This is a genomic window from Streptomyces sp. NPDC022910, from assembly GCF_055561075.1.
Genome location: NZ_JBVHHL010000035.1, coordinates 1 through 23,081, shown reverse-complemented (window position 1 = coordinate 23,081; position 23,081 = coordinate 1). Strand labels below are relative to the sequence as shown.

Annotated in this window: 17 protein-coding genes; 4 read left to right on the top strand and 13 right to left on the bottom strand. The window is 68.6% G+C overall.

Annotated elements, in window-relative coordinates; all coding sequences use genetic code 11:
* Positions 1-22: 22 nt before the first annotated feature.
* The 4 genes from ACZ3TS_RS27970 to ACZ3TS_RS27955 form a co-directional block, all read right to left on the bottom strand.
* Entirely contained in the window at positions 23-469 is a 447-nt protein-coding gene (locus tag ACZ3TS_RS27970) for an SPW repeat protein (protein WP_467623162.1), read from the bottom strand.
* An 874-nt stretch (positions 470-1,343) separates the two neighbouring features.
* Positions 1,344-2,018 (bottom strand): dienelactone hydrolase family protein, encoded by a 675-nt coding sequence (locus ACZ3TS_RS27965; RefSeq protein WP_467623280.1) that lies wholly within the window; start codon positions 2,016-2,018, stop codon positions 1,344-1,346.
* Between the two features lie 102 nt (positions 2,019-2,120).
* Entirely contained in the window at positions 2,121-2,771 is a 651-nt protein-coding gene (locus tag ACZ3TS_RS27960) for a phosphoribosyltransferase (RefSeq protein WP_467623161.1), read from the bottom strand.
* 88 nt (positions 2,772-2,859) lie between these two features.
* Positions 2,860-3,951, bottom strand: coding sequence for a PP2C family protein-serine/threonine phosphatase (locus tag ACZ3TS_RS27955; protein ID WP_467623159.1), 1,092 nt, complete (start codon positions 3,949-3,951; stop codon positions 2,860-2,862).
* Between the two features lie 745 nt (positions 3,952-4,696).
* Between ACZ3TS_RS27955 and ACZ3TS_RS27950 the strand changes: the two genes are divergently transcribed.
* Positions 4,697-6,763: a SpoIIE family protein phosphatase gene (locus ACZ3TS_RS27950; protein ID WP_467623157.1), complete on the top strand. Its 2,067-nt coding sequence runs from the start codon at positions 4,697-4,699 to the stop codon at positions 6,761-6,763.
* An 11-nt stretch (positions 6,764-6,774) separates the two neighbouring features.
* On the opposite strand, the gene ACZ3TS_RS27945 is transcribed toward ACZ3TS_RS27950, so the two are convergent.
* Positions 6,775-7,578, bottom strand: coding sequence for a response regulator transcription factor (locus tag ACZ3TS_RS27945; protein WP_467623277.1), 804 nt, complete (start codon positions 7,576-7,578; stop codon positions 6,775-6,777).
* 886 nt (positions 7,579-8,464) lie between these two features.
* Positions 8,465-9,202: a class I SAM-dependent methyltransferase gene (locus ACZ3TS_RS27940; RefSeq protein ID WP_467623154.1), complete on the bottom strand. Its 738-nt coding sequence runs from the start codon at positions 9,200-9,202 to the stop codon at positions 8,465-8,467.
* Between the two features lie 263 nt (positions 9,203-9,465).
* Between ACZ3TS_RS27940 and ACZ3TS_RS27935 the strand changes: the two genes are divergently transcribed.
* Positions 9,466-10,260, top strand: coding sequence for a DUF429 domain-containing protein (locus ACZ3TS_RS27935; protein ID WP_467623152.1), 795 nt, complete (start codon positions 9,466-9,468; stop codon positions 10,258-10,260).
* A gap of 151 nt (positions 10,261-10,411) precedes the next feature.
* Positions 10,412-11,389 (top strand): alpha/beta fold hydrolase, encoded by a 978-nt coding sequence (locus ACZ3TS_RS27930; protein WP_467623151.1) that lies wholly within the window; start codon positions 10,412-10,414, stop codon positions 11,387-11,389.
* Here the strand turns inward: ACZ3TS_RS27930 and ACZ3TS_RS27925 are convergent.
* A complete protein-coding gene (locus tag ACZ3TS_RS27925) occupies positions 11,326-11,904 on the bottom strand; it encodes an alpha/beta fold hydrolase (protein ID WP_467623149.1) in 579 nt (192 codons plus the stop codon). The two genes, ACZ3TS_RS27930 and ACZ3TS_RS27925, sit on opposite strands and share 64 nt — an antisense overlap.
* A 265-nt stretch (positions 11,905-12,169) precedes the next feature.
* On the opposite strand from ACZ3TS_RS27925, the gene pip reads away from it, so the two are divergent.
* Positions 12,170-13,138: a prolyl aminopeptidase gene (gene pip, locus ACZ3TS_RS27920; RefSeq protein ID WP_467623147.1), complete on the top strand. Its 969-nt coding sequence runs from the start codon at positions 12,170-12,172 to the stop codon at positions 13,136-13,138.
* Positions 13,139-13,176: 38 nt separating this feature from the next.
* On the opposite strand, the gene sbnA is transcribed toward pip, so the two are convergent.
* The 6 genes from sbnA to ACZ3TS_RS27890 all read right to left on the bottom strand — a co-directional run bounded on the left by sbnA (position 13,177) and on the right by ACZ3TS_RS27890 (position 22,994).
* Positions 13,177-14,202 carry a 2,3-diaminopropionate biosynthesis protein SbnA gene (gene sbnA / locus ACZ3TS_RS27915; protein ID WP_467623145.1) on the bottom strand — a complete coding sequence of 342 codons (1,026 nt, stop codon included), beginning with the start codon at positions 14,200-14,202 and terminating at the stop codon, positions 13,177-13,179.
* A 37-nt stretch (positions 14,203-14,239) separates the two neighbouring features.
* The gene (sbnB, locus tag ACZ3TS_RS27910) at positions 14,240-15,316 is read right to left on the bottom strand and encodes a 2,3-diaminopropionate biosynthesis protein SbnB (RefSeq protein WP_467623142.1); all 1,077 of its coding nucleotides are present in this window, start codon (positions 15,314-15,316) and stop codon (positions 14,240-14,242) included.
* Positions 15,313-16,320, bottom strand: coding sequence for a TauD/TfdA family dioxygenase (locus tag ACZ3TS_RS27905; protein ID WP_467623139.1), 1,008 nt, complete (start codon positions 16,318-16,320; stop codon positions 15,313-15,315). The genes sbnB and ACZ3TS_RS27905 overlap by 4 nt, the downstream gene beginning before the upstream one ends.
* Positions 16,321-16,361: 41 nt before the next feature.
* On the bottom strand, positions 16,362-19,634 hold the full coding sequence (locus tag ACZ3TS_RS27900) for a non-ribosomal peptide synthetase (protein WP_467623136.1): 3,273 nt from the start codon (positions 19,632-19,634) through the stop codon (positions 16,362-16,364).
* A gap of 13 nt (positions 19,635-19,647) precedes the next feature.
* Positions 19,648-22,266 carry a Pls/PosA family non-ribosomal peptide synthetase gene (locus ACZ3TS_RS27895; protein ID WP_467623133.1) on the bottom strand — a complete coding sequence of 873 codons (2,619 nt, stop codon included), beginning with the start codon at positions 22,264-22,266 and terminating at the stop codon, positions 19,648-19,650.
* 455 nt (positions 22,267-22,721) lie between these two features.
* The gene (locus ACZ3TS_RS27890; protein ID WP_467623131.1) at positions 22,722-22,994 is read right to left on the bottom strand and encodes a CYTH domain-containing protein; all 273 of its coding nucleotides are present in this window, start codon (positions 22,992-22,994) and stop codon (positions 22,722-22,724) included.
* Positions 22,995-23,081: the final 87 nt, after the last annotated feature.

Genomic DNA, 23,081 nt, shown 5'->3' with positions numbered 1-23,081 from the left:
CGTCCTCGTCGGCCCTCCGGACTCATTGAGCGCGGCGGGCGACACCGACGGTCAGGCCCATGGCGGCGAGCCCCAGCAGGAGCGTCACCGCACCCAGGCAGACGTTGTTCCAGATGATGCCGGCCCCTGCGCCGTGGGCCGCGGTGACCACCCAAGGGGAGATCAGGAGCCACACGCCGAGCGGCGCGACCACCCAGGCCAGGCGGAACATGCGCTCCGGTGCAAGGGTCAGAGCGAGCCCGATCAGGCCGATGGTGATGCCGACGATCACGTTGTTGATGGTGAGGTTGGGCTCCGCTGCCGAGAAGTGCACGACCCAGGGTGATATCGCGGCGTAGACGCCCGCCAGGAGTATCAGTCCCTCGATGGCGATCGCCGAGCCGCTGGAGGCCGTGCGTTCGAGCCGTTCCCGCATCTCCGCCAGTTCGGGATGCGTGCCCATTCCACTGGACTGCCGCGGATACGACATCGCTGTCGTCTCCCCTCTGTGACCAGGTGTATCCCCCTACGTGAAGAATTCCCCTGTTTGGGTGATTTATTCACGGCGCCGGTTCACGCTGGTTCGCAGTCACCACCTCCGTGAGCGACTGCGGCTGCCTCATCGGCGGCTTTGCTGTAGGTGAGTGAGGGGTTGCTGTGCTCGAACACGCGGTCGTTCGTGCCGGTGAAGGCGCGCGGCGACGCGGGGCGGGGGAATCCCGGAGCCGGCCACGACCGGGTACCACTTGACGGTCAACTCGTCTATTTTGGGGATCAGTTGACCCGCCAGATCAGGTCACAGCAGAGCCGGATGCCCAGGCCCTCCGCCTGCTTGAGCCGGTGAGGTCGATGGCCGCCCACCGTGACGACCTGCTGCGCCGGACCGGGCGAAACGCCCCTTCAGGAACGTACCTTGGCGAACAAGAACGTACCTTGGCGAGCCGTCGAGCATTTGCAGGTCGAGGTAGGTCGGTGCCGTGGAATGCGCCCCAGTTCCGCTTGGTCACCAGGATGTCCCCGGGGTGGTCGGTCACTTGTTCGACGACAGGGTCCAAAGTCGTGCGGACGGACGGGGCCGCCGGCCCCCGCCGCGGCGGCCGCCCGGAACGCGTCGGCGAGCGCGGCGGCCTTGGTCACGACGTCAGCGGCCGGATGCGGCTCGGTGTGGGGCGGCGAGCGTGCCGACCTGGAGGTCAATGAGCGCGAGGGCGGTCTTGTCGTCCAGGGCGGTCACGGTCACGAAGCGACGCCTTTCCCGGCATCAGTGATCGCTTGCCGGTGAGCTGTTCCTTCTCGAGGGTCAGCAGGCTAGGCGGGTTAGTTGACGAAATGAACTTTCGGGGGCTGTGTTCCGGAGGACCGCGTCAGCCTCGATGATCTCCCGACTCTTCCCGGCCTGGCAGGTGTGCCAGGAACCACTGGCCGGCGGCCTCCGCCACCTGCTCCAGGGCGCCTGGTTCCGGGAAGAGGTGCGTGGCACCCGGAATGACGTGGATCTCATGGGGCGCCGACAGCCTCGTGGCGGCCTCCCGGTTGAGATCCAGGACCGCTTCGTCGCCGCCTCCGACGATGAGGAGGACCGGTGCCGTGACTCGTTCCAGGACGTCGCCCGCCAGGTCCGGCCGACCGCCACGGGAGACGACCGCATACACCCGCTCTGGTTGCTCGGCCGCAGCGACCAGCGCCGCGGCCGCCCCGGTACTGGCTCCGAACAGGCCCGCCGGAAGGTCCCTGGTGTTGGGCTCCTGTGCCAGCCAGCCGAGGGCGGCGACCAGGCGTCGGCTCAGCAGGGGGATGTCGAAGCGGTGCTGAGCTGTCGCGGCGTCCTCGCGCTCTTCCCGCTCGCTCAGGAGGTCCAGCAGCAAGGTGCCCAGTCCTGCCTTGTGCAGTTCCGCCGCGACCGCGCGGTTGCGCACGCTGAGCCGGGAACTGCCGCTGCCGTGTGCGAACAGCACCACCGCCGGTACGTTCCCGGGGACCACCAGGTCACCCGTGAGCACCGCTTCCTCGGTGGGCACCATCACCAACTCGGAGATCATCGTGGTCATCTCCCCGCGGCTTGCCGATGTCCGATTTCTGCGGGTACCCGCAGACGGCTGACACACGCGCACGCCGGAAACGGATCGCGGCCCGTGAAGGGCTCAGGCCGGGTGGAGTTCCCGCAGCGCTTCGAGAACGTCCTGGTCGGAGACCTGTTCGAAGTCGGAATACCATTCGCCCACCGGCCTGGGGTGCTCCGGCTGCTGCAGACAGATCACGTCGTCGGCTTCGCCGTGCAGCGCCCGGGCGGCATAGGGGCTGCACACGGGGACGGCCAGGATGAGACGTCTTGGATCCTGGCGGCGCAGATGACGCAGCGCCGCGCATGCCGTGATGCCGGTCGCCAGTCCGTCATCCACGACCACCACCGTGTGTCCGGTGACGTGTGGAGCGGGGCGCCCTGCTCGGTAGAGGCCTTCGCACCGGTACAGCTCGGCGCGTTCCCCGGCCACCTCCGAACCGAGCTTGTGCTCGTCCAGCTGCATCGCTTCCAGCCCCACGGAGTCGAAGAGCGGCGGTTCGTCGTCGGCGATGGCCCCGATATCTATTTCCGGAGCGCCGGGCACACCGATCTTGCGGACGACCAGTACGTCCAGGGGGACCTTCAGGGCGCGGGCGATCTCCGCCCCGACAGGAACACCGCCGCGCGGCAGGGCGAGCACGATCGCGTTGGTGAGATCACCGCTGCCGGCCCACTCCAGGAGCCGTGCGGCCAGCTCCTGACCGGCTTGCTGACGGTTGTGGAAACGCAAGGCGTTGCCCCTTTCCTCAGTCGAACCGAGCCGAGGGCAATCTGCAGCGCGGGTACCCAGGTGGACGCCGTTCCACCGGCCGAATCCGCTAGCACGTGGTCGGGTCCTGGGTCGGATCGGGGAGGCGGTAGGCGGCGAGCGCGGCGGTGTCGTCATCGAGGTGTGCGCCGCTGTAGGCGAGCAGATCCAGATGAAGGTGGTCGAGGAGGTCACGGGGCGGGAGCGTGCACCATGACTGGACGCGCTCGATGAGCGGGTAGAAGTTTCCAGCGGGGTCACGTGTCTCGGTGACGCCGTCGGTGTACAGCAGCAGTTGGTCACCGGGGCGGAAGGGCTTCACCTCCACGTGGTAGTTGTCACCGACCAGAACGCCGAGGTTGATGGGCGGTGAGGGATCGTCCGACTCCAGCTCGGTGACCTCGTCACGGCTGATGAGCAGGGGCGGCGGGTGGCCGCAGTTGACGAGGCGAACGACGGGTTCGTCGTCGGGAATCTCGGCGAACACCGCCGTGACGAAGCGCTCCGCCACCTCGCTGCCGGGAAGCTGCGCGGCCCTGCGGGTCATGCTGGTCTCGACCCGGTGGGCCACCTCGGCCAGGTCCGGCTCGTCGTGGGCGGCCTCGCGGAAGGCGCCGAGCATGGTCGCGGCCGTTTCCACCGCGACCAGCCCCTTGCCCCGTACGTCGCCGATGAGCAGACGGACGCCGTGCGCGGTGGGTACCGCCTCGTACAGGTCGCCGCCGATGCGTGCCTCCGCGGCGGCGGACAGGTAGAGGGTCTCCACGCAGACCTGGCCGAGGCGGTGTGGCACCGGGCGCAGCAGCACACGTTGTGCGGTCTCGGCCACGGACCGCACGGTGGCGAGGGTGCGCTCCCGGCGGGTTCGGTGGGCGGCCACGATCGTGCCGAGGAGGCCGACCAAGCCGGTGGAGATGTACGAGGCCACGTAGTGCCGTTCCCACAGGTAGCCCACGGAGCGGCCCGCACAGCAAGGAGTGCCGGCCAGGACGCCTTCCAACACGATCGCGCAGACCGTGACGACGGCGACGGCGGCTGGGCCATGGGCGAAGGCGGCGACCACGGGGAGGGCGATGAGCAGGAAGCTCACCGGCCACTGCACAGGCGTGATCGGTTCGAGAGCCAGGACCCCGGCGACGTAGATGGCGGGCAGCCAGCGCATCCATGCGGGCGGAGCCGGCACTTCCAGGCCCGTGCTGCTCGGCCTCGCTGCACGGCGCCGTTCGGCTCGATGGCGGCCGGGCCACCTCACTGCTCGCTCCGCTGGCGGCGGGCCGACCTCGGCCGAGGCCTCGGTGGACCCGGCGGACGCACGGTGCGGTCCGGCGCCGGACGCAAGTCCTGGCGGACCCATTCACTCGGCCTGTGCACGAGGACTCCTGGCAGGGCGTGATCAAGACAACCGGCCTGATGCGGTCAACAGGTCAACCCGATCATTGCTCCGGCAAGCCCATGTCAGGATATTTGTGTCGATACTATGACATAGGGGTCACTCTGCAGGGTGCTCCAGTACGTCGTGGCGCACGCTTCGCGGACGTGGCGCAGAGTGCCGGGATACGGGCGTGACGTTGGCGGCACAGGGCCGCCGGGACCGTGTTCGAGGCCCTCCGCGTGAGGTGAGGCCGCCCGCATGACGTATCAGCGAGTCGGGTCGGTGATTCAGTCCAGCCATTCCCGCATCAGCCCGCGTTCCGGCCCCGTCAGCGCGTCGGACTGCGACAGGTGGCGCGAGCCAACGGCCGTTCCTGCCTGGAGGTGCCCAGGATGAGCATGAGCCCGCGAGCTTCGGGCTGGGCAGGGTACCCGGCCAGGAGCAGCATGGAAGTACCCGACGCCAGGGCCCGGGTACGGAGCGGTGTCGGCAGAGCGCGGCAGGTCGCGCCGCGGCGCGTGGAGGGAGGTCTGGGATGACAACCGAATCCTTCCAGGTCGACGACGACCAGCCCAGCCCAGGGCCGCTCCGGGCGACCGGCCTGCTCGACCTGCTCAGCGTGGCCGCCGTGGTACTGGACTCCAGCGGGCGCATCGTGTTCTGGAGCCCGCAGGCCGAGGAACTGTTCGGCTACACGGCGCAAGAGGCCCTCGGCGCGTACGCGGCTCGTCTGCTGGTCCACCCGGAGGACCTGCAGGCGGTCCTCGGCCTGTTCGCCGAGGTGATGGAGACCGGCCGGAGCTGGGCCGGCGCCTTCCCCATCCGGCACAAGGACGGCCATACCCGCCTGATGGAGTTCCGCAACATGCGGCTGCTGAACGATGTCGGGGACGTCTACGCCCTGGGCATCGCGGCCGACCACACCACCGTCCAGCGCGTCGAAACGGACCTCGCGCTGTGTGAACGGCTGGTCAACCAGTCCCCGATCGGCCTGGCCCTCATGGACCCCGACCTGCGCTTCCTTCTGGTCAACCCCGCGCTGGAGCGTATCGACGGCGTACCCGCCCATGAGCACATCGGCCGCCCCCTGAGGGTGACTCTGCCCTTCCCCGACATCGACACCATCCAGTCCGCCCTGCACCAGGTGCTGACCACGGGCACCCCGCTCCTGGACCACTACATCGTGGGCCGCACCCCCGCCGACCCCGACAACGACCACGCCTGGTCCCTCTCCTTCTACCGGTTGGAGGACCCCGGCGGACGTGTCCTCGGCGCGGCCCTCTCGGTCGTCGACGTCACCGAGCGGCACCGCGCGGCCACCGAGGCCGACCGGGCCCGACGCCGCCTCGCCCTGATCGCCGACGCCTCCGCCCGCGTCGGCACCACCTTGGAGGTGGAACGGACCGCCAGTGAACTGGCCGAGATCGCCGCCCCGGTGCTCGCCGACGTGGTCGCCGTGGACGTCCTCGACTCGGCCCTCGCCTGCCGCCGTACCAGCAAGCCGGACACCGGCCCGGAGCTCTTTCGCGCCCTGGCCCTGAAGGCGTCGCATCCCACCGTGGCGCTCCGCGCCGCCGACCCTCCCGGTGACCTCGCCACCTACGAGGGCGACCGCCTGGTCACCTTGTGCGTCCACACCGGTCGGCCGGTTCTGGTGGGCCACGTCGGCGACCAAGATCTATGCCGCATCGCCCGCGACCCGGAGGCCACCTCGCTGCTGGCCCGCGCCGGCGTCCACTCCTATCTCGTGGTTCCCCTGATCGCCCACGGTGAAGTGCTCGGCGCCCTGGACCTCAAACGCACCCAAAACCCTCTCCCATTCGACGATGACGACGTTGTCCTGGCCTGTGAGCTGGCCGGCCGCGCAGCCGTGGCCATCGACAACGCCCGCTGGTACCAGAGCATGCGCAATACCGCCCTCACCCTCCAACGCAGCCTGCTGCCCAACCATTCGCCGCACCACACCGGCCTGGAGCTCGCCACCCGTTACCAGCCCGCCCTGGCCACCAGCGAGGTCGGCGGTGACTGGTACGACGTCATCCCGCTGGCCGACGACAAGACCGCGCTGGTCGTCGGCGACGTCATGGGCAACGGCATCGACGCCGCCGCCACCATGGGTCGGCTGCGCACCGCCACCTGCGCCTACGCAGACCTCGACCTCGACCCCGAGGCGGTACTCCGGCACCTGGACAAAATCACCTGCGACCTGGAGCACTACATCGTCACGTGCATCTACGCGGTGTACGACCCGCACGAGAGGCAGGTCCATATGGCCAACGCCGGACACATGCCGCCCGCGCTGGCCGGTCCCGGCCACACTCCCGCGCTGCTCGACCTGCCCCCCGGCGCTCCGCTCGGTGTCGGTGGCATCCCCTTCGAGACCACCCTCACCTACCTCGCCCCCGGCGATCTGCTGATCCTCTACACCGACGGCCTCGTCGAGACCCGCCACCACCCCATCGACGACCGCCTGAACCTCCTCCTCGGCCTCCTCGAAGAACCCAGCCGTCCCCTGGAGGAGACCTGCGACCTCCTGCTGTACGGCCTGCGCCACCCCGACGACCATGACGACGTGGCCCTCCTCGTGGCCCGCGCCCTGTGAGCCAGGACGGCTCAGCGCGAGGCGTTCTCGCTCTGTCGACGACGGTGCGGCGAGTCGGGCATGGGGACAAGGCCCAGCTGCTGAGCGCGAAGTACCGTGCTGATGCGGTCGCGTGTGCCGAGTTTCCGGTAGATGTTCTCGATGTGCTTGTGAACCGTACGGTCGGAAATGCCGAGACGGCGGCCCATCGCCGCGGCGGTCAGGGCGTCGGTGAGCAGGAGCAGGACGGTGGTTTCCCGGGGCGTCAGGTCGCAGTCCGCGGCCAGCTCATCAGGGGGGGCCGCGGCATCCACCGGCACGACGGCACGCTGCCAGCGTTCGAGGAGTTGCCGCTGTTGCTCGACGGCCGCCAGGAGGGACTGCAGTTGCCGGGCCATACGGACGTGGTCATCACTGAAGTCCCTACCGGAGCGGTAGACGAGACACCCGGTGACCGGGTTGTTCGTCCGAGGCAGCGGAATCGCCAGGACGTGATCCACGCTCATGATCTCGCTGAGCAGACGGGCGGTGGGGCTCACGGACCACTCGGGTCCGGCCGCCTGACGTGCTGTCAGAGGCGCTCGGTCAGGTCCGGTCGCGTAATGACGCGCAAAGGGGTAGCCCGCTCGCAGGAGACCCATGGCCTCCTCCCCGAGCGGGTCGAATGCCGCGGCGACGTCCGGCGCGTGGCCGACCGTACCGCTGCTCTCGCTCCAATCGTCCAGTTTGTAGATAAGGGCCTCGCCGCCGCACACCTTGGGCAGGGCGGCGGCCAGCAGGGGCCAGAGGCGGTCGGGTTCACGTTCGTGGAGCGCTGCCACGGCCACCGACAGCATGTGTTCGTAGGCCTTGCCCTGCCCGTATGCCACGTATCCCTCTCCACCCGTTCGCGTACGCAGTTGTACCCATACCAGCGCACCACCTGATTGCTGGAAACTTCAACCGCGCAACGGTGACGATCTCGGCTGTACTTCAGCGCATCGGCGTTACGGCGGCCGTAGTGGGGGATATCGGGCGGTTTGGGATGTCTGTGGGCTCTGTGTCCCGGCATCGGGTCGAGGCTGAGCGCATGGCCGCGCGGGCATCGCGGCTCGCTGTTCCGCGGTGTCATGTTCGAACCCGCGCGGGGCGATGGGCGGCCGCTTCGGCCCGCCCCAGCAGGATCCGTGCGGGCCGCCGGCACAGGGGAACGGCGGCCCGCACGGTTGTGTGGCACGTGGGGAGGGTGACCGCCGCGCACCACGATGAGCAGCCTGAACGGGGTTTCGGCGAACGAGCGCAGCGTGTCGTCGCGTCCCCGGGCGCCCGCCTCGGTCTCACCGACCTCTGTGACTGCTGTCCGCCACCGCCCCGGCTCGGGAGCGCGAGCGGCTCGTCGCGGAGAACGCGCCGCTGGAGCGCGCCGTGACGCCCCATGCCGTCGTCGCCCATGCCGCCGGCGCCGTTGTGGTTCTGGGCCACATACCGCCGAAGGAGGCCCGGCGCGTCCTGCGGGACGTCTCGCAGCGCACCAACACCAGCTCAGACCGTCGCCCGAACACATCCTGGACTTCGCCCGGCGCGGCGCTTTCCCGGATGCGGAGCTCGCCGAACTGAGGCAGGCGCTCGCCCGGTACAAGATCCGCTCCGGTGCCGAGGCCCTCGAGCGCTGACCGCCGTCCGGTATGAGGTGACCGGCTTCTGCAGCCGCTCATGAGCAGGACCGTCAGTCGTGTGCGATGGTCATGGCCGTGTGGGGCGGCGGAACAGGGCTGTCCACAGGAAGGACTCGCCGAAGCGCGGGGACTGCGGCGACTCGTCACGCATGCGGCGCAGCTCGACCTCCTCCAGGTCGGAGAAGATCCAGCGCAGGGACTCCGGGGTGTAGGCGAGGCCGCCGTGGAGGCGGGACTGGCGGTAGAAGTCCGTGTCACCGAGTTCGGAGCCCATCGCGCCCGCCGCGAAACAGGTGAGAGCGAGGTGACCGCCGGGCGCGAGGGCCCGATCGAGGAGGGCGAGGTAGCTGAGGCGGCGGTGCGGCGGCAGATGGTGGAAGCATCCGGAGTCGTAGATCAGGTCGTACGGGCCGCGCAGTTCGGCGTCCGCGAGCGTGAACGCGTCACCGCAGAGGAACCTGACTGAGGTCCGCTGTTCCCGGGCGCGCTCGTCGGCCCAGGCGATGGCCGCGGGGGAGAGGTCGACGGCGTCCACCTCGAAGCCGGATTCGGCGAGGTGGAGTGCGTTGCGGCCCGGGCCGCACCCCAGGTCGAGTGCACGACCCGGTGTGACCAGCCCACGTTCGAGGCAGGAGACCAGGTTTTCGTCAGGCTTCGCCACGAAGAACGGCACCGGCTTGGAGCGGTCGTCGTAGAAACCGTCCCACCACGAAGCCGCGTCGGCCGTCCAGCGGTCTGCCTCGGGTACGAAGAAACCGTCCAGAAGCTTGAGTACGTCCTCCACGGTACGGATGTTGCGGTCCATCCAACCCCCTTCCCTTTCCGGCGATCCTAGGGACGACAGGCGTAGAAGCCCAGATCAGAGGGTGTCGCCGGACGCCCTGGCCGACCATGTGAGGGGCTCGGGGCAGAACGGAGGGCCCGCCCGCACGCGCTCGAGGCGGAACGGCGCGCACGCCCTTGTCAGGGCCCATTGCGAGGGCAGTCTCGCCCGGGCTGACCCCGGAAGTTTTCGCCCGGTCGCGCCCGGTGTGGTGGGCCGAGCCAGGGCTGCGGAAGGATCACGGCATGATGCGACGACAGGCGGTCACGGTCGGCGTCGACCTGGCTGCGAGCACACGGCGTACCGCTGTGTGCCGGGTGGTCTGGGGCGACGGGAACGGTTTGACGGCGGAGTTCGTGGTGCCCGAGGGGGAAGAGCAGCTGCTGGCGGTTGTTCGGTCGGCGGACAAGACCGGCCTCGACTGCCCGCTTGGCTGGCCTTCGGACTTCGTGGCGACGATCCTGGCCCACCACCGGGGCGTGCGGCTGCCTCCTCCCGTCAGGTTCGAGGAGCGTGCGGACGGAAAACCCGGCCTGGACGCGCTGCGCTTCCGGCTGACCGACGACCTCACGTGGAAGGCGACTTCGACGCGGCCTCCGCTGTCCGTGTCCACTGATCTTCTGGGCGTCGTGGCGCTCCGGGCGGCCTATCTGCTGGACGCGCTGGCGGCGGCCGGCGTCGTCGTGCCGCGGGACGGGTCCGGCCCCGTTGCCGAGGTCTACCCGGCGGCCGCGCTGCGGCGGTGGGGTATCCGCCTCACCCGCAGCTACAAGAGCGCCACGCCCGAGTCGCGGGCCCTCCGGGAGTACGTCGTGCGCGCAGTCGAGGCGGGCCTGGGGCTGACTCTGCCAGAGCCGGTCCGCGCCAGGTGCGCCGACAGCCACGACCATCTCGACGCCTTCGTCTGCGCATTGGTCGCCCGCGCCGTCCTGGTCGGTGACACCGTGTGGCCCCGCTCTGCCGACCAGGTCGAGGCTGCCCGGCAGGAGGGCTGGATCCATCTCCCGGGCACGGATCTCGCTGCCCTCAGAGCACGGTGACGGTCGATCCTCGACTGCTCGGCGCTGTCTTTGCCGAAACGGCAACGGACGTCGCGTACCTCGTGCCGACTTCTGCACGATCACTGTTGGTACCCACGACGGAAGAACGGCACCTGGTTGCCGACCGTCCGCACCGTGTCCGGGAGGAATCATGTCGCAACTGCCCACACTCACCCATCGCCTGGTGCCCTCACCTGCCGGTCGGATCCACCTGGTGGAGCAGGGCAGCGGGCCGTTGGTCGTGATGGTGCACGGGTTCCCCGAGTCCTGGTACTCGTGGCGCCACCAGCTGCCCGCCCTCGCCGCTGTCGGCTACCGAGCCGTGGCGATCGACGTTCGCGGCTACGGCCGCTCCTCCAGGCCCGAGGCAGTGTACGCGTACCGGATGCTGGAGCTGGTCGAGGACAACGTGGCCGTCGTGGAAGGCCTGGGCGAGCGGAACGCTGTGATCGTAGGGCACGACTGGGGGGCGTCCATCGCCGCCGCCTGCGCGCTGCTCCGCCCCGATGTGTTCCGCGCGGTCGGGCTGCTGAGCGTGCCGTACGCTCCACGCGGTGGGCCGAGGCCCAGTGACGTCTTTGCGCAGATGGGAGGGCCGGAGGAGTTCTACGTTTCCTATTTCCAGCAGCCGGGCCGCGCCGAGGCGGAGATCGAACCCGACGTGCGCGGCTGGCTGGCGGGCTTCTACGCCGCCCTGTCCGCCGACACGATGCCGGCTCCGGGCGCGCCGGACCCGCACTTCGTCAGCCGCGGCGGGAGACTGCGTGACCGGTTCCCGGCCGACCGCCTGCCGTCCTGGCTGGGCGAGCATGATCTCGACGTCTATGCCGGGGAGTTCGAGCGGACGGGATTGACCGGGGCACTGAACCGCTATCGGAACATGGACCGGGACTGGGAGGACCTTGCCGCATTCGACGGGGCGCCCGTATCCCGGCCATCGCTGTTCATCGGTGGAGCCGCCGATGCCTCCACGACGTGGCTGGCCGACGCGATCAAGGAATTCCCGCGCACCCTGCCGGGCTTGGCCGCGTCCCACATCCTTGACGGCTGCGGCCACTGGATCCATCAGGAACGTCCCGATGAGATCAACCGGTTGCTGACGGACTGGCTCGGCTCCCTCCCAACCTGACACACGCGCCCACTGCGACACCGGCAGACGCCGCCGCCGGAATCGGCGCTGGACGAATTGAATCGACGGGTCCTGTCGGCCCCGAGAGGTCCTGTCGGCCCGGCCTTCACGCCCCGGAAACGCCGATGGCCCCAGCGCGCGGCCACCTGAGCTGCTGCCGACCCCAGGAACGCCGCGGTGGTCGCCACGGACAGGTCGGAGTTGTCGGGCTCCGGGAATTGGCCCGCCTCGGGCTGGACGAGGAGCTCGGCGTTCGGGAACAGCCCGGCGAACGCTGCCATCGTGCGAGGAGGGGTTCCCGGATCGACCTCGCCGACCAGCAGGAGCACCGGCGGTTCGAATCGCGCGAGCGCCAGGCGGGTGGCGTCCGGGTCGAAATCGCCTGCGGCATCGAAGACAGCCACGAACTCCAGGTTCCTCCGCTCGTCCTCGGCAGTCTGGTGGGCTGGAGCCGCCTCGCCCCAGCGGCCGTGGGAGAACGGTGCGACGGCCTGCCAGTTGTCGTCGGTTGCCATGCCCGCCACGGCGCCTCCAATGCCGCGAACGCGCCCGGGAACCACGGCTCGTTCCGGCGGAGCCGAGCGGTCTCGCACCGCAGGTCGCCGCTGAGCTCCATACCGACAGCCCTGACGCTCGGCGGGATCAGCGCGAGCTTGCAGCTGTAGAAGGCGGCGTCCTGGGTGTGTCGCGGACAGGCCGGTTCCCCGAATGGCCGACCGACGCGGCAGCGCCCCAAAAAATCCAGGGGGCCGCGGCGTCGTGCGACGTTAGAGTGCCGGGATGGGCCTCTACCCGGAGACAGAACCGTACGACCACGGAATGCTCGATGTCGGTGACGGCAACCGCGTCTACTGGGAGGTCTGCGGGAACCCGGAGGGCAAGCCCGCGGTCATGCTGCACGGAGGGCCGGGTTCGGGGTGCGGTACAGGATTCCGGCGGTACTGCGACCCGGCGGCGTACCGCATCGTGCTGCTCGATCAGCGCGGCTGCGGACGGTCGACGCCGCACGCGAGCGCCTACGACACCGACATGAACGTCAATACGACGGCCCACCTCGTCGCCGATCTGGAGCTGCTGCGCCGGCACCTGGGGATCGAGCGGTGGCTGGTGTGGGGCGTGTCATGGGGGTCCGTGCTCGGTCTGCGGTACGCGCAGACCCATCCGGAAGCGGTGTCCGAGCTGGTCCTCACGGCGGTCGCGACCGGATCGAATCCCGAAGTGGCCCTGCTGACCAGGGGACTCGGTCGGATCTTCCCCGAGGCCTTCGAGCGGTTCCTGGCCGTACTGCCCGAGGACGAGCGCGACGGAAATCTCGCGGCCGCCTACAACCGCCTGATCGAGTCCCCCGACCCGCAGGTGCGGGCCCGGGCGGCGCGGGCCTGGACGGACTGGGAGACGGCGATCGTTCCGGCGCCGCCGCGGTCGGTCGAGCGTTACGAGGACCGCGTGTTCCGCATGGGATTCGCCCGGACCGTCACCCACTACTTCGGCAACGACCACTTCCTCGGCGACGGCAACGACGAGGGCGTCGTGCTGCGGGACGCGCACCTCCTCAAGGGCATCCCCGGCACCCTCGTCCAGGGCACCCTCGACTTCGGCAATCTGCTCGGCACGGTGTGGCGGCTCCATCGGGCCTGGCCGGGCAGCGAGTTGACCGTGGTGGACGACGCCGGGCACACGATGGCAGCGTCCGGCGTGGTGGACGCGCTGGTGGCGGCGGGGGACGGCTACGCACGGCGCTGGTGCTGAGTTCCCGGCGGACCCCGCACACCAAGAAGCTCCCGCCCCTACGGCTTCCGCGGCCTGCCCGTCGCCCGTGATCTGGGCTCGGGTCTGCGGGAACAGGCGCTGATGTCCTCGGAGTCCAGTATCTGATCGCCGTACAGGTCCTGCAGCCAGTTGGCCTGGTAGATGGTGTCGAGATAGCGCTCGCCGAGGTCCGGGGCGATGGCCACGCCGGTGAGGTGACGCGTCTCGTGCCGGGCCAGCCAGTCGAGCGCGCCGCTGACCACCGTCCCGGTGGAGCCGCCGAACAGGAACCCGTGTCGGGCCAGACGGTGGCAGGCACGGATGGTGTCCGCCTCTTCGACCTTGATCACCTCATCCACATAGGACTCGTCGAGCAGGGGCGGTCGCATACTCATGCCCAAGCCGGGAATCATCCGTCGGCCCGGCTCGCCACCGAAGCTCACCGAGCCGACACTGTCCACCGCGACGATTCGCACCGGCCGGTGCCATTGCCGGAAGTAACGGGCGCAGCCCATCAGGGTCCCTGCGGTACCTGCCCCGATGAACAGCACGTCCAGCTGCGGGAACTGCCGGGCGATCTCCGGCGCCGTCTTGCGGTAGTGCGCCCGCCAGTTGCCCGGGTTCGTGTACTGGCTGAGCCAGACGTATCGGTCGTCCGATTCGCACAGCGCGCGTACATAGTCGATCCGCGCGCCGAGGAAGCCGCCGTTGGCGTCCAGGTCGGCGATGATGTGCACCTCGCTGCCCAGGGCCTCCATCAGCAGTCTGGTGGACAGGTTGCAACGGGAGTCCGTCACGCACAGGAACCGGTAACCCTTGCTCGCGGCGATCATGCTGAGCGCCACGCCGAGGTTTCCGGACGAGGACTCCACCAGTACCGAATCCGGCTTCAGCAGTCCGTCCCGCTCGGCGGTCTCCACCATCTCGATCGCGGCCTTCAACTTGATCGAGCCGGCGAAGTTGAAGCCCTCGCACTTCAGGTAGAGGGACCGCCCGAAAATCGACTGGAGGTCGACATACAGCTGGCTTTCGTTGAAGGCGTAGGGAGCGGAGATGACGGGCACGGGGGCCTCCTGGTGCCAGAGCCGTGGGAGAGGGCGTTCAGCCGTATCGCCGCAGCTCGTGGAAGAAGTGGTCGATGACGTGGAGGTTTCCGGCCAGGGCGACCTCGTCGTAGACGTATTTGCCGACGGCGAGGTCGAGGACGCCCAGTCCGAAGGGCGAGAAGATCACTGGCCGGTCGGTCGGTGAAGTCACACGTCCGGTCATGACGTCGTTGAGGGTGCCGTCCAGGAAGTCGCGGTTTCCGGTGAGCTGCTCGGCCAGGTGCGGAGAGGTGTCGGCTTTGAGGCAGTGTTCGACGTCGTCGACGAAGTTGGCCGAGGCGAGCAGGATCTCGGGGGCGAGGTCGCGCAGGGAGACGTGCAGGACCAGAGGGTGGTGTGCGAACCAGGCCGGGTCGGTGACGTGGGGCTTGCCGGCGATGGTTGCGAAGACCACCAGGTCGCTGGAGCGGATCAGCTCCTCGGCGCTGTCGTGCACGACGACCTGTCCGGCGTGTCCCGTGCCGGACTGCCGCAGATAGCCACGGAAGCCGGCGGCGCTGTCGGCGGACACGTCGTGTACGCCGATGGACTCGAACGTCCAGCCGGTGCCGGCCAGGAAGGTGTGGATGTAGCGGGCGATCAGGCCCGTGCCGAAGAATCCGACCCGCGTGGGGCGGGGCCTGCCGCGGCTGAGCCAGTCGGCCGCCAGCGCGGCGGACGCAGCGGTTCTGGTGGCGCTGATGATGGAGCTTTCCAGGCAGGCGAAGGGGTAGCCGGTGTCGTGGTCGTTGAGGATGAGAACGGCGGAGGCCCGGGGCAGGCCGGCTTCCACGTTGGCCGGGAAGCTGGAGATCCATTTCAGGCCGTCCACGTGTACCGAGCCGCCGATGGAGGCCGGCAGGGCGATGATCCGGGCCGTGGGGCGGTCCGGGAAGCGCAGGAAGTACGACGGCGGGTTGACCGAGTCCCCTGCGCCGTGCAGCCGGTAGGTGGTCTCGACCAGTTCCATGATCTGTTTCTCGCGCCCACGGAGGGCCTGGTGCACCTGGGCGCCGGAGATCACCGCGAAGGTCGGGGGCGGAGCCGGGCGCGAGGCGGCGGGCTCGGTGGTGGGGAAGGGTGTGGGCGTCATCGTTCGCTTGCCTCCGGGGTCGGGTTTCCGTCGGCCAGTCGCTGAGGCTCGGCCATGGCGACCAGCACTTCGCGTTCTCCGCTGAAGGCTTCTCTGCTGTGTGCGGTGCGTACGTTGTCGACGAGCATCAGGTCGCCGGCCTGCCAGGGCTCACGTCGGGTGTGCTCCTCGTAGGTGGTGTTGAGCAACTGGACGACGTCCTCGCCGATGGGGGTGCCGTCGCCGAAGCGGGTGTTGAACGGCAGTCCGTCCTCGCCGTACACGTCCACGAGGTACTCGCGCACCTCGTCGGCCAGGGTCCACTCGTTGAGGAAGGCGATCTGGTTGAACCAGCAGCGCCGCCCGGTGAGCGGGTGCCGCACCACGGCGCCGCGGAGCTGCCGGGTGCGCAAGGACCCGTCGGGCTGCCACTCGAAGTCGATGGCGTGGGCGCGGCAGTAACGCTCGATGGCAACGGGGTTCTCGGTGCCGAACGACTCCTCCAGGGACGCCCCGATCTCCTCGTTGTAACAGCGGGTGAGCAGCCAGCCCTCGCGCTCGAACCGCTCCGTCAGCGCGGCCGGCAGTGCCTGGAGTACACGTTCCGCGTCGGCCACCGCGGTCGCCCCGCCCTCACCGGGCGCGGTGAGACACGCGAACAGCATCAGGCCGGGAATCTCCAGCGCGTAGCTCAGCTCATGGTGCATGCACATCGGCTGGTTGGCCGGCCAGGTGGCGGAGGAGTACAGCCCAGGGCCATAGGTCTTGCGGGGGGCGAAAGCCTCCTTCTCCGTCATCAGATCGCCGGCGAGAGCGGTGAAGACGGCACGGACCTGATCCGGGTCCCGCAGTGCCAGCCCGCGGACGAGGACTGCGCCGTGCTCGGTCACCTGCGCCCGTAGGGCATTGCGGTGCTCGGCCGTCCAGCCGACGGCATCGCCAGGTGCCTCGACATGCAGGATCGGAGGCTTGTCCGGCTCCAGCTCCACCTCGAGCAGTGAGGCGAGGGGTGAGGAGGAAGACATCTGGGTTTCCTTTCAATTGCTGCGCAGGAAGCCGGAGGGGCTCATGGGGAAGCGAGTAGTTCGGCTGCGCCCTGGACGGCCTGTGCTGCTTCGGCCGGACGGGTACGCGGGAAGTAGTGACCGCCTTCGGTGAGTTCGTGCAGGTCCACGTGCTCGGCCAGGAGCTGCCATTCGCAGTACCGGTCGCGGAATCCGGCCGTGTTGGGATCGTCGGCGGCGATTACCACGGTGACCGGCGCGGACAGCTTCACGGTCGGCGGTGTCTCGAGCGCTTCCGCGAAATAGCGGTGGGCGGACACGCAGTCGTGCCGGTAGGCGGCACCGACATGCTCGGCATGCTGTGGACTGAGGTCACCGAGCTCGGTGTAGCCGCTGTCCGCGGTCAGCCTCGCGGCGATCTCGGCGTTGCTCTGCGCCGTCAGCTCGGCGAGGGCGGCCCGCCGGTCGATGACGGTGCCGAGCAACTGCGCGCCCAGGAACACCCGCGGGACGTCGACTCCACACCCCCGCAGCCTCCGCGCCGTCTCCACGGCCAACGCGGCTCCCGAGGAGTGGCCCCACAGCATGACCCTGGTCAGACCACGCCCGGTGATCTCGGCGACGACCTGCTCGGCGACCTGCGCCAGCGGCGCGAACGGCTCGCCGCGGGCGGCCAGGTCGTGCCCTGGTAGGTCCACGGCGTAGACGGCGGGACCGCTGCCCGCCAGGGCGCCGGCCATCGGCTGGTAGTTGACCGCGTTGCCGCCTGCGTAGGGGAAGCACACCAGGGCACATTCCGGTGCGCCGTCCCTCCTCTCCGACAGGGGCTGAAGCAGCTCCGCTCGCTGTTGGGTCGTGCCGTCGAGCAGCGCGGCGAGGTCGGCGAGCACCGGGTGGCGGGTGATGTCCTTCAGTGACACCGCACGGTTCAGGGCAATGGTGAGTTTCACTGCCGACAGCGATGTGCCGCCGGAGTCGAAGAAGTGGTCCTGCCGGCCGATGTGGTGCTCGGGGACGCCCAGCAGTTCGGCCCAGGCGGCCGCAAGCTTCCGCTCGGTCGGGGTGCGGGGGGCGTGGTGCTGTTCCCCGGCGGTGCCGGCGCCCGCGGTCGGCGTGGCCTGTTCGGCCAGCGCGGTGAGGGCCTTCCTGTCGATCTTGCCGTTGCCGGTCAGCGGCAGGCTGTGCTGCCAGTGAAAGGCGGAGGGGACCATGTAGGTGGGCAGCGCTGCACCCAGTGCCTGGCGCAGTACCTCCACCTCTTGGTCACGCCCGGTGTAGAAGGCGATCAGGTGCTTGCTGTCGCCGGCCCGCTCGGCGACGACCACCGCACCGTCGCGTACCCCGGGAACCCTCAACAGGGTGTTCTCGATCTCACCGATCTCGATACGGAAACCGCGGATCTTGACCTGGTTGTCCCGGCGGCCGAGGAACTCCAGCTTGCCACCGGGGTGCCAGCGTCCCCAGTCACCACCCAGGTAGAGCCGCTCACCCGGACGGTAGGGATCGTCCAGGTAGGCGGCGCGGGTACGCTCGGGGTCATTGACGTACCCTCGCCCCACGCACACGCCGGAGAAGGCGATCACTCCGGGGGCGCCCAGCGGCACCAGCGACAGATGCTCATCGACGACGTAGACGTGCACGTTGTTGACCGCACGGCCCAGCAGCACCCGGTCGCCCTCGGGCACCCCGTCCATGATCTCGTGGTTGGTGTCGTCCGAGGTCTCGGTGAGCCCGTAGGCGTTGACCAGTTTGATCCCCGGCTGGATGCTGAACCAGCGCTGGACCAGCTCCCGTTTCAACGCCTCACCGGTGACCGAAACACACCTCAGGTCGGGCAGGGCGCGGGGATGCTGTTCCAGGTACGACGCCACGACCTCCAGGTAGGAGGGCACGACCTGCACCACAGCGGCCCGGCCACGGGCGAGAGTGTCGACGAACCGCTCGACATCCAGGATCATTTCCTGCTTCACGAGCAGTGTCCGCCCGCCCACGAGCAGCGCGGACAGCAACTGCCACAGTGAGATGTCGAAACACTGCGGAGCCGTCTGGGCGACCACCTGCCCCCGATCGATCCCCAAATCGTCGATCTTGGCGTAGAGGTGGTTGAGCATGCCCGCGTGCTCGCACATCGCCCCCTTCGGCTCGCCTGTCGAGCCGGAGGTGAAGTAGATGTAGGCGAGCTGATCGGCCTCGACCTTCACCCCGACATCACCGTCGGAATGCTGCTCCGCGTACGCCGCCTCGACCAGCAGCCCCTCGACTCCCGGCAGCGTGGCCAGGGCCTGATCAAGGGCCTGTGTGCTGCCGGGCTCGGTCAGCACCAGCCGGCACCCGGCACGCGACAGTGTCGCCGCGATACGACCGGCGGGGAACTGCGGCTCGATCGGCAGGTACACACCTCCGGCCTTGAACACCGCCAACACCGCGGCCAGCCAGTCGAGATTACGTTCGGTGACCACCGCCACCACGGCTTCGCGGTCCAGCCCCCGCGCCAGCAGCGCCCGAGCCAGGCGGTTCGCGCGCGCATTGAGTTCCCCGTACGTCCACACCCGATCGCCATGCACGGCCGCCACGGTCTCCGGATGCTCCCGCACCCGCTGCTCGAACAGCTCATGCGCCCGGACTTCCGGCAGCCTCCGGCGCGGTCCCGCGAGCCCCTCGAGCTGGTAACGCACCTCCTCGGACGACAGCAGACTCTGCCGGGCGTGCTCGGCATCCGCATCGGCCGTCATCAATGCCACCGCGGTCAGGTGATAGCCGCCGATCCGGGCCGCGGACTCGGCGTCCAACACCTGCGTGCGATACCGCAGCCGCACCACCAGCCGTCCGTCCCGATCACACCAGCCCACGCTCAGCGCCGCGTCGTCGACCAGCCCGCCCTCGCTTCCCGCGGGGTCGAACACGACCTCGTACGACGGCCCGGTCACCCCCAACTCCCGCCGCAGCTCGTCCACCGGAAACTCACGGTGTGTCAGCAAGTCCGCCTCGATGCGATGAACGCTCAGCACCAGCAGGCGCCACGACTCGGGTGGGACGGTCAGTCGGCAGGGCAGCGGCCCGCGCTTCATCCCGGCGACGTAACCCGTCACCACCTCCTGCTCACCCGACAGTGCGGCGAGCACCTTGGCATGTGCGGCCAGGAGTACCGCGCTCAGCGGCACCCCCACATCGTGTGCCAGGCCACGCACCTTGGCCGCCACGGCATCCGGCACGGCCGCCTCGTACTCGGCCACGCCCGCCACCGGCTCCCGCACCCACCGGGGAACCGCGGTGAAGCCGCCGGCGGTCAGCACACCGCTCCAAAACTCCCGGTCCGTCTGCACGTGCGCTCCCATCGGATGGCCTCCCTCACTTCCCCGTCACCGCGGCGTCGTCCGCCGAGGACGTGACTGCTGCCGATGCCGAGCCGATGCGGCGGGTCTTCCCGGGGGCATCCGGCATCTCCGCTGCGGGGTTTCCGCCCCACCGCGCGTTCGAGGGGACTTCCTCGCCCTTCATGAGGAAGGAATCGGGTGCCAGCACGGCGCCGTCACCCACCGTCACCCCGTAGTGCACAAGCGCGCCGACTCCTAGGGTGCAGCCGGCACCGAGCGTGCTGTGGTCGGACTTGAAGGTGCCGTCCTCCTGCGAGTGGGACTGGATCTTGGTGCCGGCATTGAGCGTGCAGTCGTCGCCGATGGTGGTGAGCGTCCGCTCGGTCACATAGCAGCCGTCGTCGAAGACTCTGCGGCCGATACGCACACCGAGCAGCCGCCAGATGACGTTCTTGAAGGGCGTGCCGTTGAAAACGTTGAGGTATTCGTCCGGCACCTTCCACAGACGCTCGTGCCACCAGAAGTACGGGTCGTAGATGGAGCACAACTGAGGGCGCAACGCGCGGAACGACATGATGCAGCGCTCCACCAGGACGAAGTAGACAGCGGTGAACCCGAGAGTGAGTGCCAGGTATGCGGCAATCACCACATGTCCGATGACGCCGTACAGGCCGATAGAAACCAGGCCCAAGGTCGTGAGGGCGAAGGTGTGCAGCCACCTCAGGAACAGATGGAAGGCCATCGAGCGGAGGTTGTAGCGGTTTTTCGCGGACAGGTTGCGGCGTAGTTCGTCCCCGGTCCTCAAATGGTCGAAGCGGGAGTCGCGCTCCACCGTTCGGGGAATCTCGAAGGGCGGCGAGCCCAGCAGCCCTACCCCTTCGCGGATCTCACCGTCGAGGGGAATCATCACCTTTGTCGCCAGCAGGCAGTTCTTACCGGTCCTGCCGCCCGCGGGATAGGCGATGTGGTTGCCGAGGAAGTTGCGCGAGCCGATAGTCACACGGGACACCTTGAAGGACGTACTCGAGTAGTCCGCATTGACGATGGACAGCCCGTCGGCCACCATCGTTCCACTCCCCACGGAAACCAGGTACGGGGATTCATGGTGCACATCCGTGCCGAAGTTGGACCCGGTCTGCTCGACCCGGGACAAGTCGTATCCCAGACCGCGAAGGTAGTGGACGATATACGAGCTGTCACCGAAGAGCCAGGCGAAGAACTTGATGTTCGTGAAGCGCGCGATTGCTTGGTGCGCGCCGTAATGGAAGCCGTAGAGCGGATAGGTCTTGTCGGGCTTGATGGCGACACCCGCCAGACGCGGAAGGGTGTACAGAGCGGCGAGGCCCACGACGACGAAGCCGAAGAACAGCACGGCGGACACCACCAGGGCATCGATGAGGTAGCCCGACGCCGTGATGTCGGCCGTGTCCGGGTCCAGCCGGGCGCCCAGCGCCGGAATCGCGGTGAACAGCATGTACGTGCCGCCGACGCCCAGCGGAATGTACAGGAGGAACAGCTGAAGCAGGGTGGCGACCCCGAAGCCGGTCCGGCGCAGTGTGCCGCACCGGGCCGGTGCGACCCGCACGTAGTCGATCTCCGTGGGCTCTGCCGGGACCCCGTGATGGCGCTCGCCGTTCGGGACCACCTGGCCGCGGTACAGGGCGGATGCGTGTCCGAGCTGAGACCCGTCGCCCATCGTGGTTCCGATGTCGAGCACGGTCTTCTCGCCGATGAACACGTCCCGGCCGAGGGTGACCCGACCGGTCTGGATACGTCCGGCGTGCGCGCGGTAGCAGAGGAAGTACGAGTCCTTGCGGATGACCGTACCGGCGCCGATCGTGAGGAGATCGGTGCAGACCGGGACGTGGCGCGAAAGGATCGTTACTCCCTTGCCGATCCGCGCGCCGAGTGCCCGCAGGTACAGCACGTACAGCGGATTCCCGATGAAGAAGACCATCGGATTGGCGTGGAGCAGCACCTTGACGATCCAGAAGCGCAGATAGGCGGGACTCCAGATCGCGAACTCGTGGGGCTTCCAGCGCCCGATGAGGATCCATTTGGCCGCGACCGGGAACGTGACCATCACGATGAATGCACTGCCGCCGAACACGAAGGACCGCAGATAGATGTCGACAAGACCTGGGCCGTCGGAGACCCACTCGTAGCCCTGGGCGGCGACAAGTCCAGTGACGAAGGAATAGGTCAGGAACGCCAGCAACTGGAGCGTTCCGCACAGAACGTAGTCGAGCGTGCCCCTCGAGTTCACTTGCGCCGACGGTGTCACCGGTACCGGCGTGGACACCGGCTGCGATGCCTCGACAGGAGCGCGAGTGGCCGCCGCGAGACCCGCTGCCAGACTCCGGATCGTCGGGTGGCGGTAGATGTCCTTCATGGACGCGGACGGCAGATCCGACCGCTTCCTGATGCGTGCGCAGAACTGAGCCATGACCAAGGAATTGGCGCCCAGGTCGTTGAAGAAGTGACTTTCGGCCGAAACCTGTTCGAGGGACACAACGTCAGCCAGTACTTCGGCGAGTTTCCTCTCGGTGTCCTGTGCCGCCATGTCCTGTGCCGCCGGGTCGGGGATGCCGGACCCGGCTGCCGCCGGCTTGTCGGGGCCTCTTATCGTGACCTCGGCAGACTTCTCCACCATTCAAGCTCCTCGAAAAAATTCGACAACCAGCTCCGGTGGCCGGTCCGGTGCCCCGAGCTCGGAAATTCCCGAGAGTCGAGAATCCAGAGAAGCCACGAGGTCGTGCCCTCATATGTGATCACGAAACCACGCGCTCCAGTTTGATTCGGCGACCGTCAGCTTGCCACTCGGAGCGGATCGTAGTGACCCGACGGTGCCGTCCAATGTGCCGGTATTTGCCTGCCTCCTACTTCGTTAGGGTGAGCAACAATTCACCCGGACGGAGGTTCACTCCGGAAGACGAGCCCCGGGCACCGAGCCGCAAAATCGCCGATTCAATGCCTCGGCAGTCCGAGTACCCACATGCGGCGGCAGGTGGTCACCTGGACGGCTTTCACGGTCCGGCAAGTACCGATACGACCGTTCGGCAGGTAGCTCTCAGTCACCTGCACCAGGCCGCACCGCGTTGATCACGCTCAAGGGCGGAGCCCGAATTCGGCCAGCCACCCGAGGAGGTGCCGGCGCGAGGTCCCCGCCAGGCGCCCGCCTGTGAAGCGGTCATCGTCGGTTACCTCTGCCACGCACTCCGGCGGAGGAACGAACGCCTGCGCCTCCTGATCGGTGGGGAACTCGGCCTCGGCAAGGATCAGGCCCCGCAGAGAGCCGTCGAAGACGTCAACGCCTAGAGGGGGAACGCTGAGGCGTGTCTTGGAGAGCACCTTGGCCGGCAACGTGGCGAGCAGTGTCAAGCCCTGGGTTTCGTGGAGACTGAGTTAGCTGGCTTTCTGGAGTGACGCAGGAGGTTCGGCCGCGAGGTAGTGGGCGGCCTCTTGTTC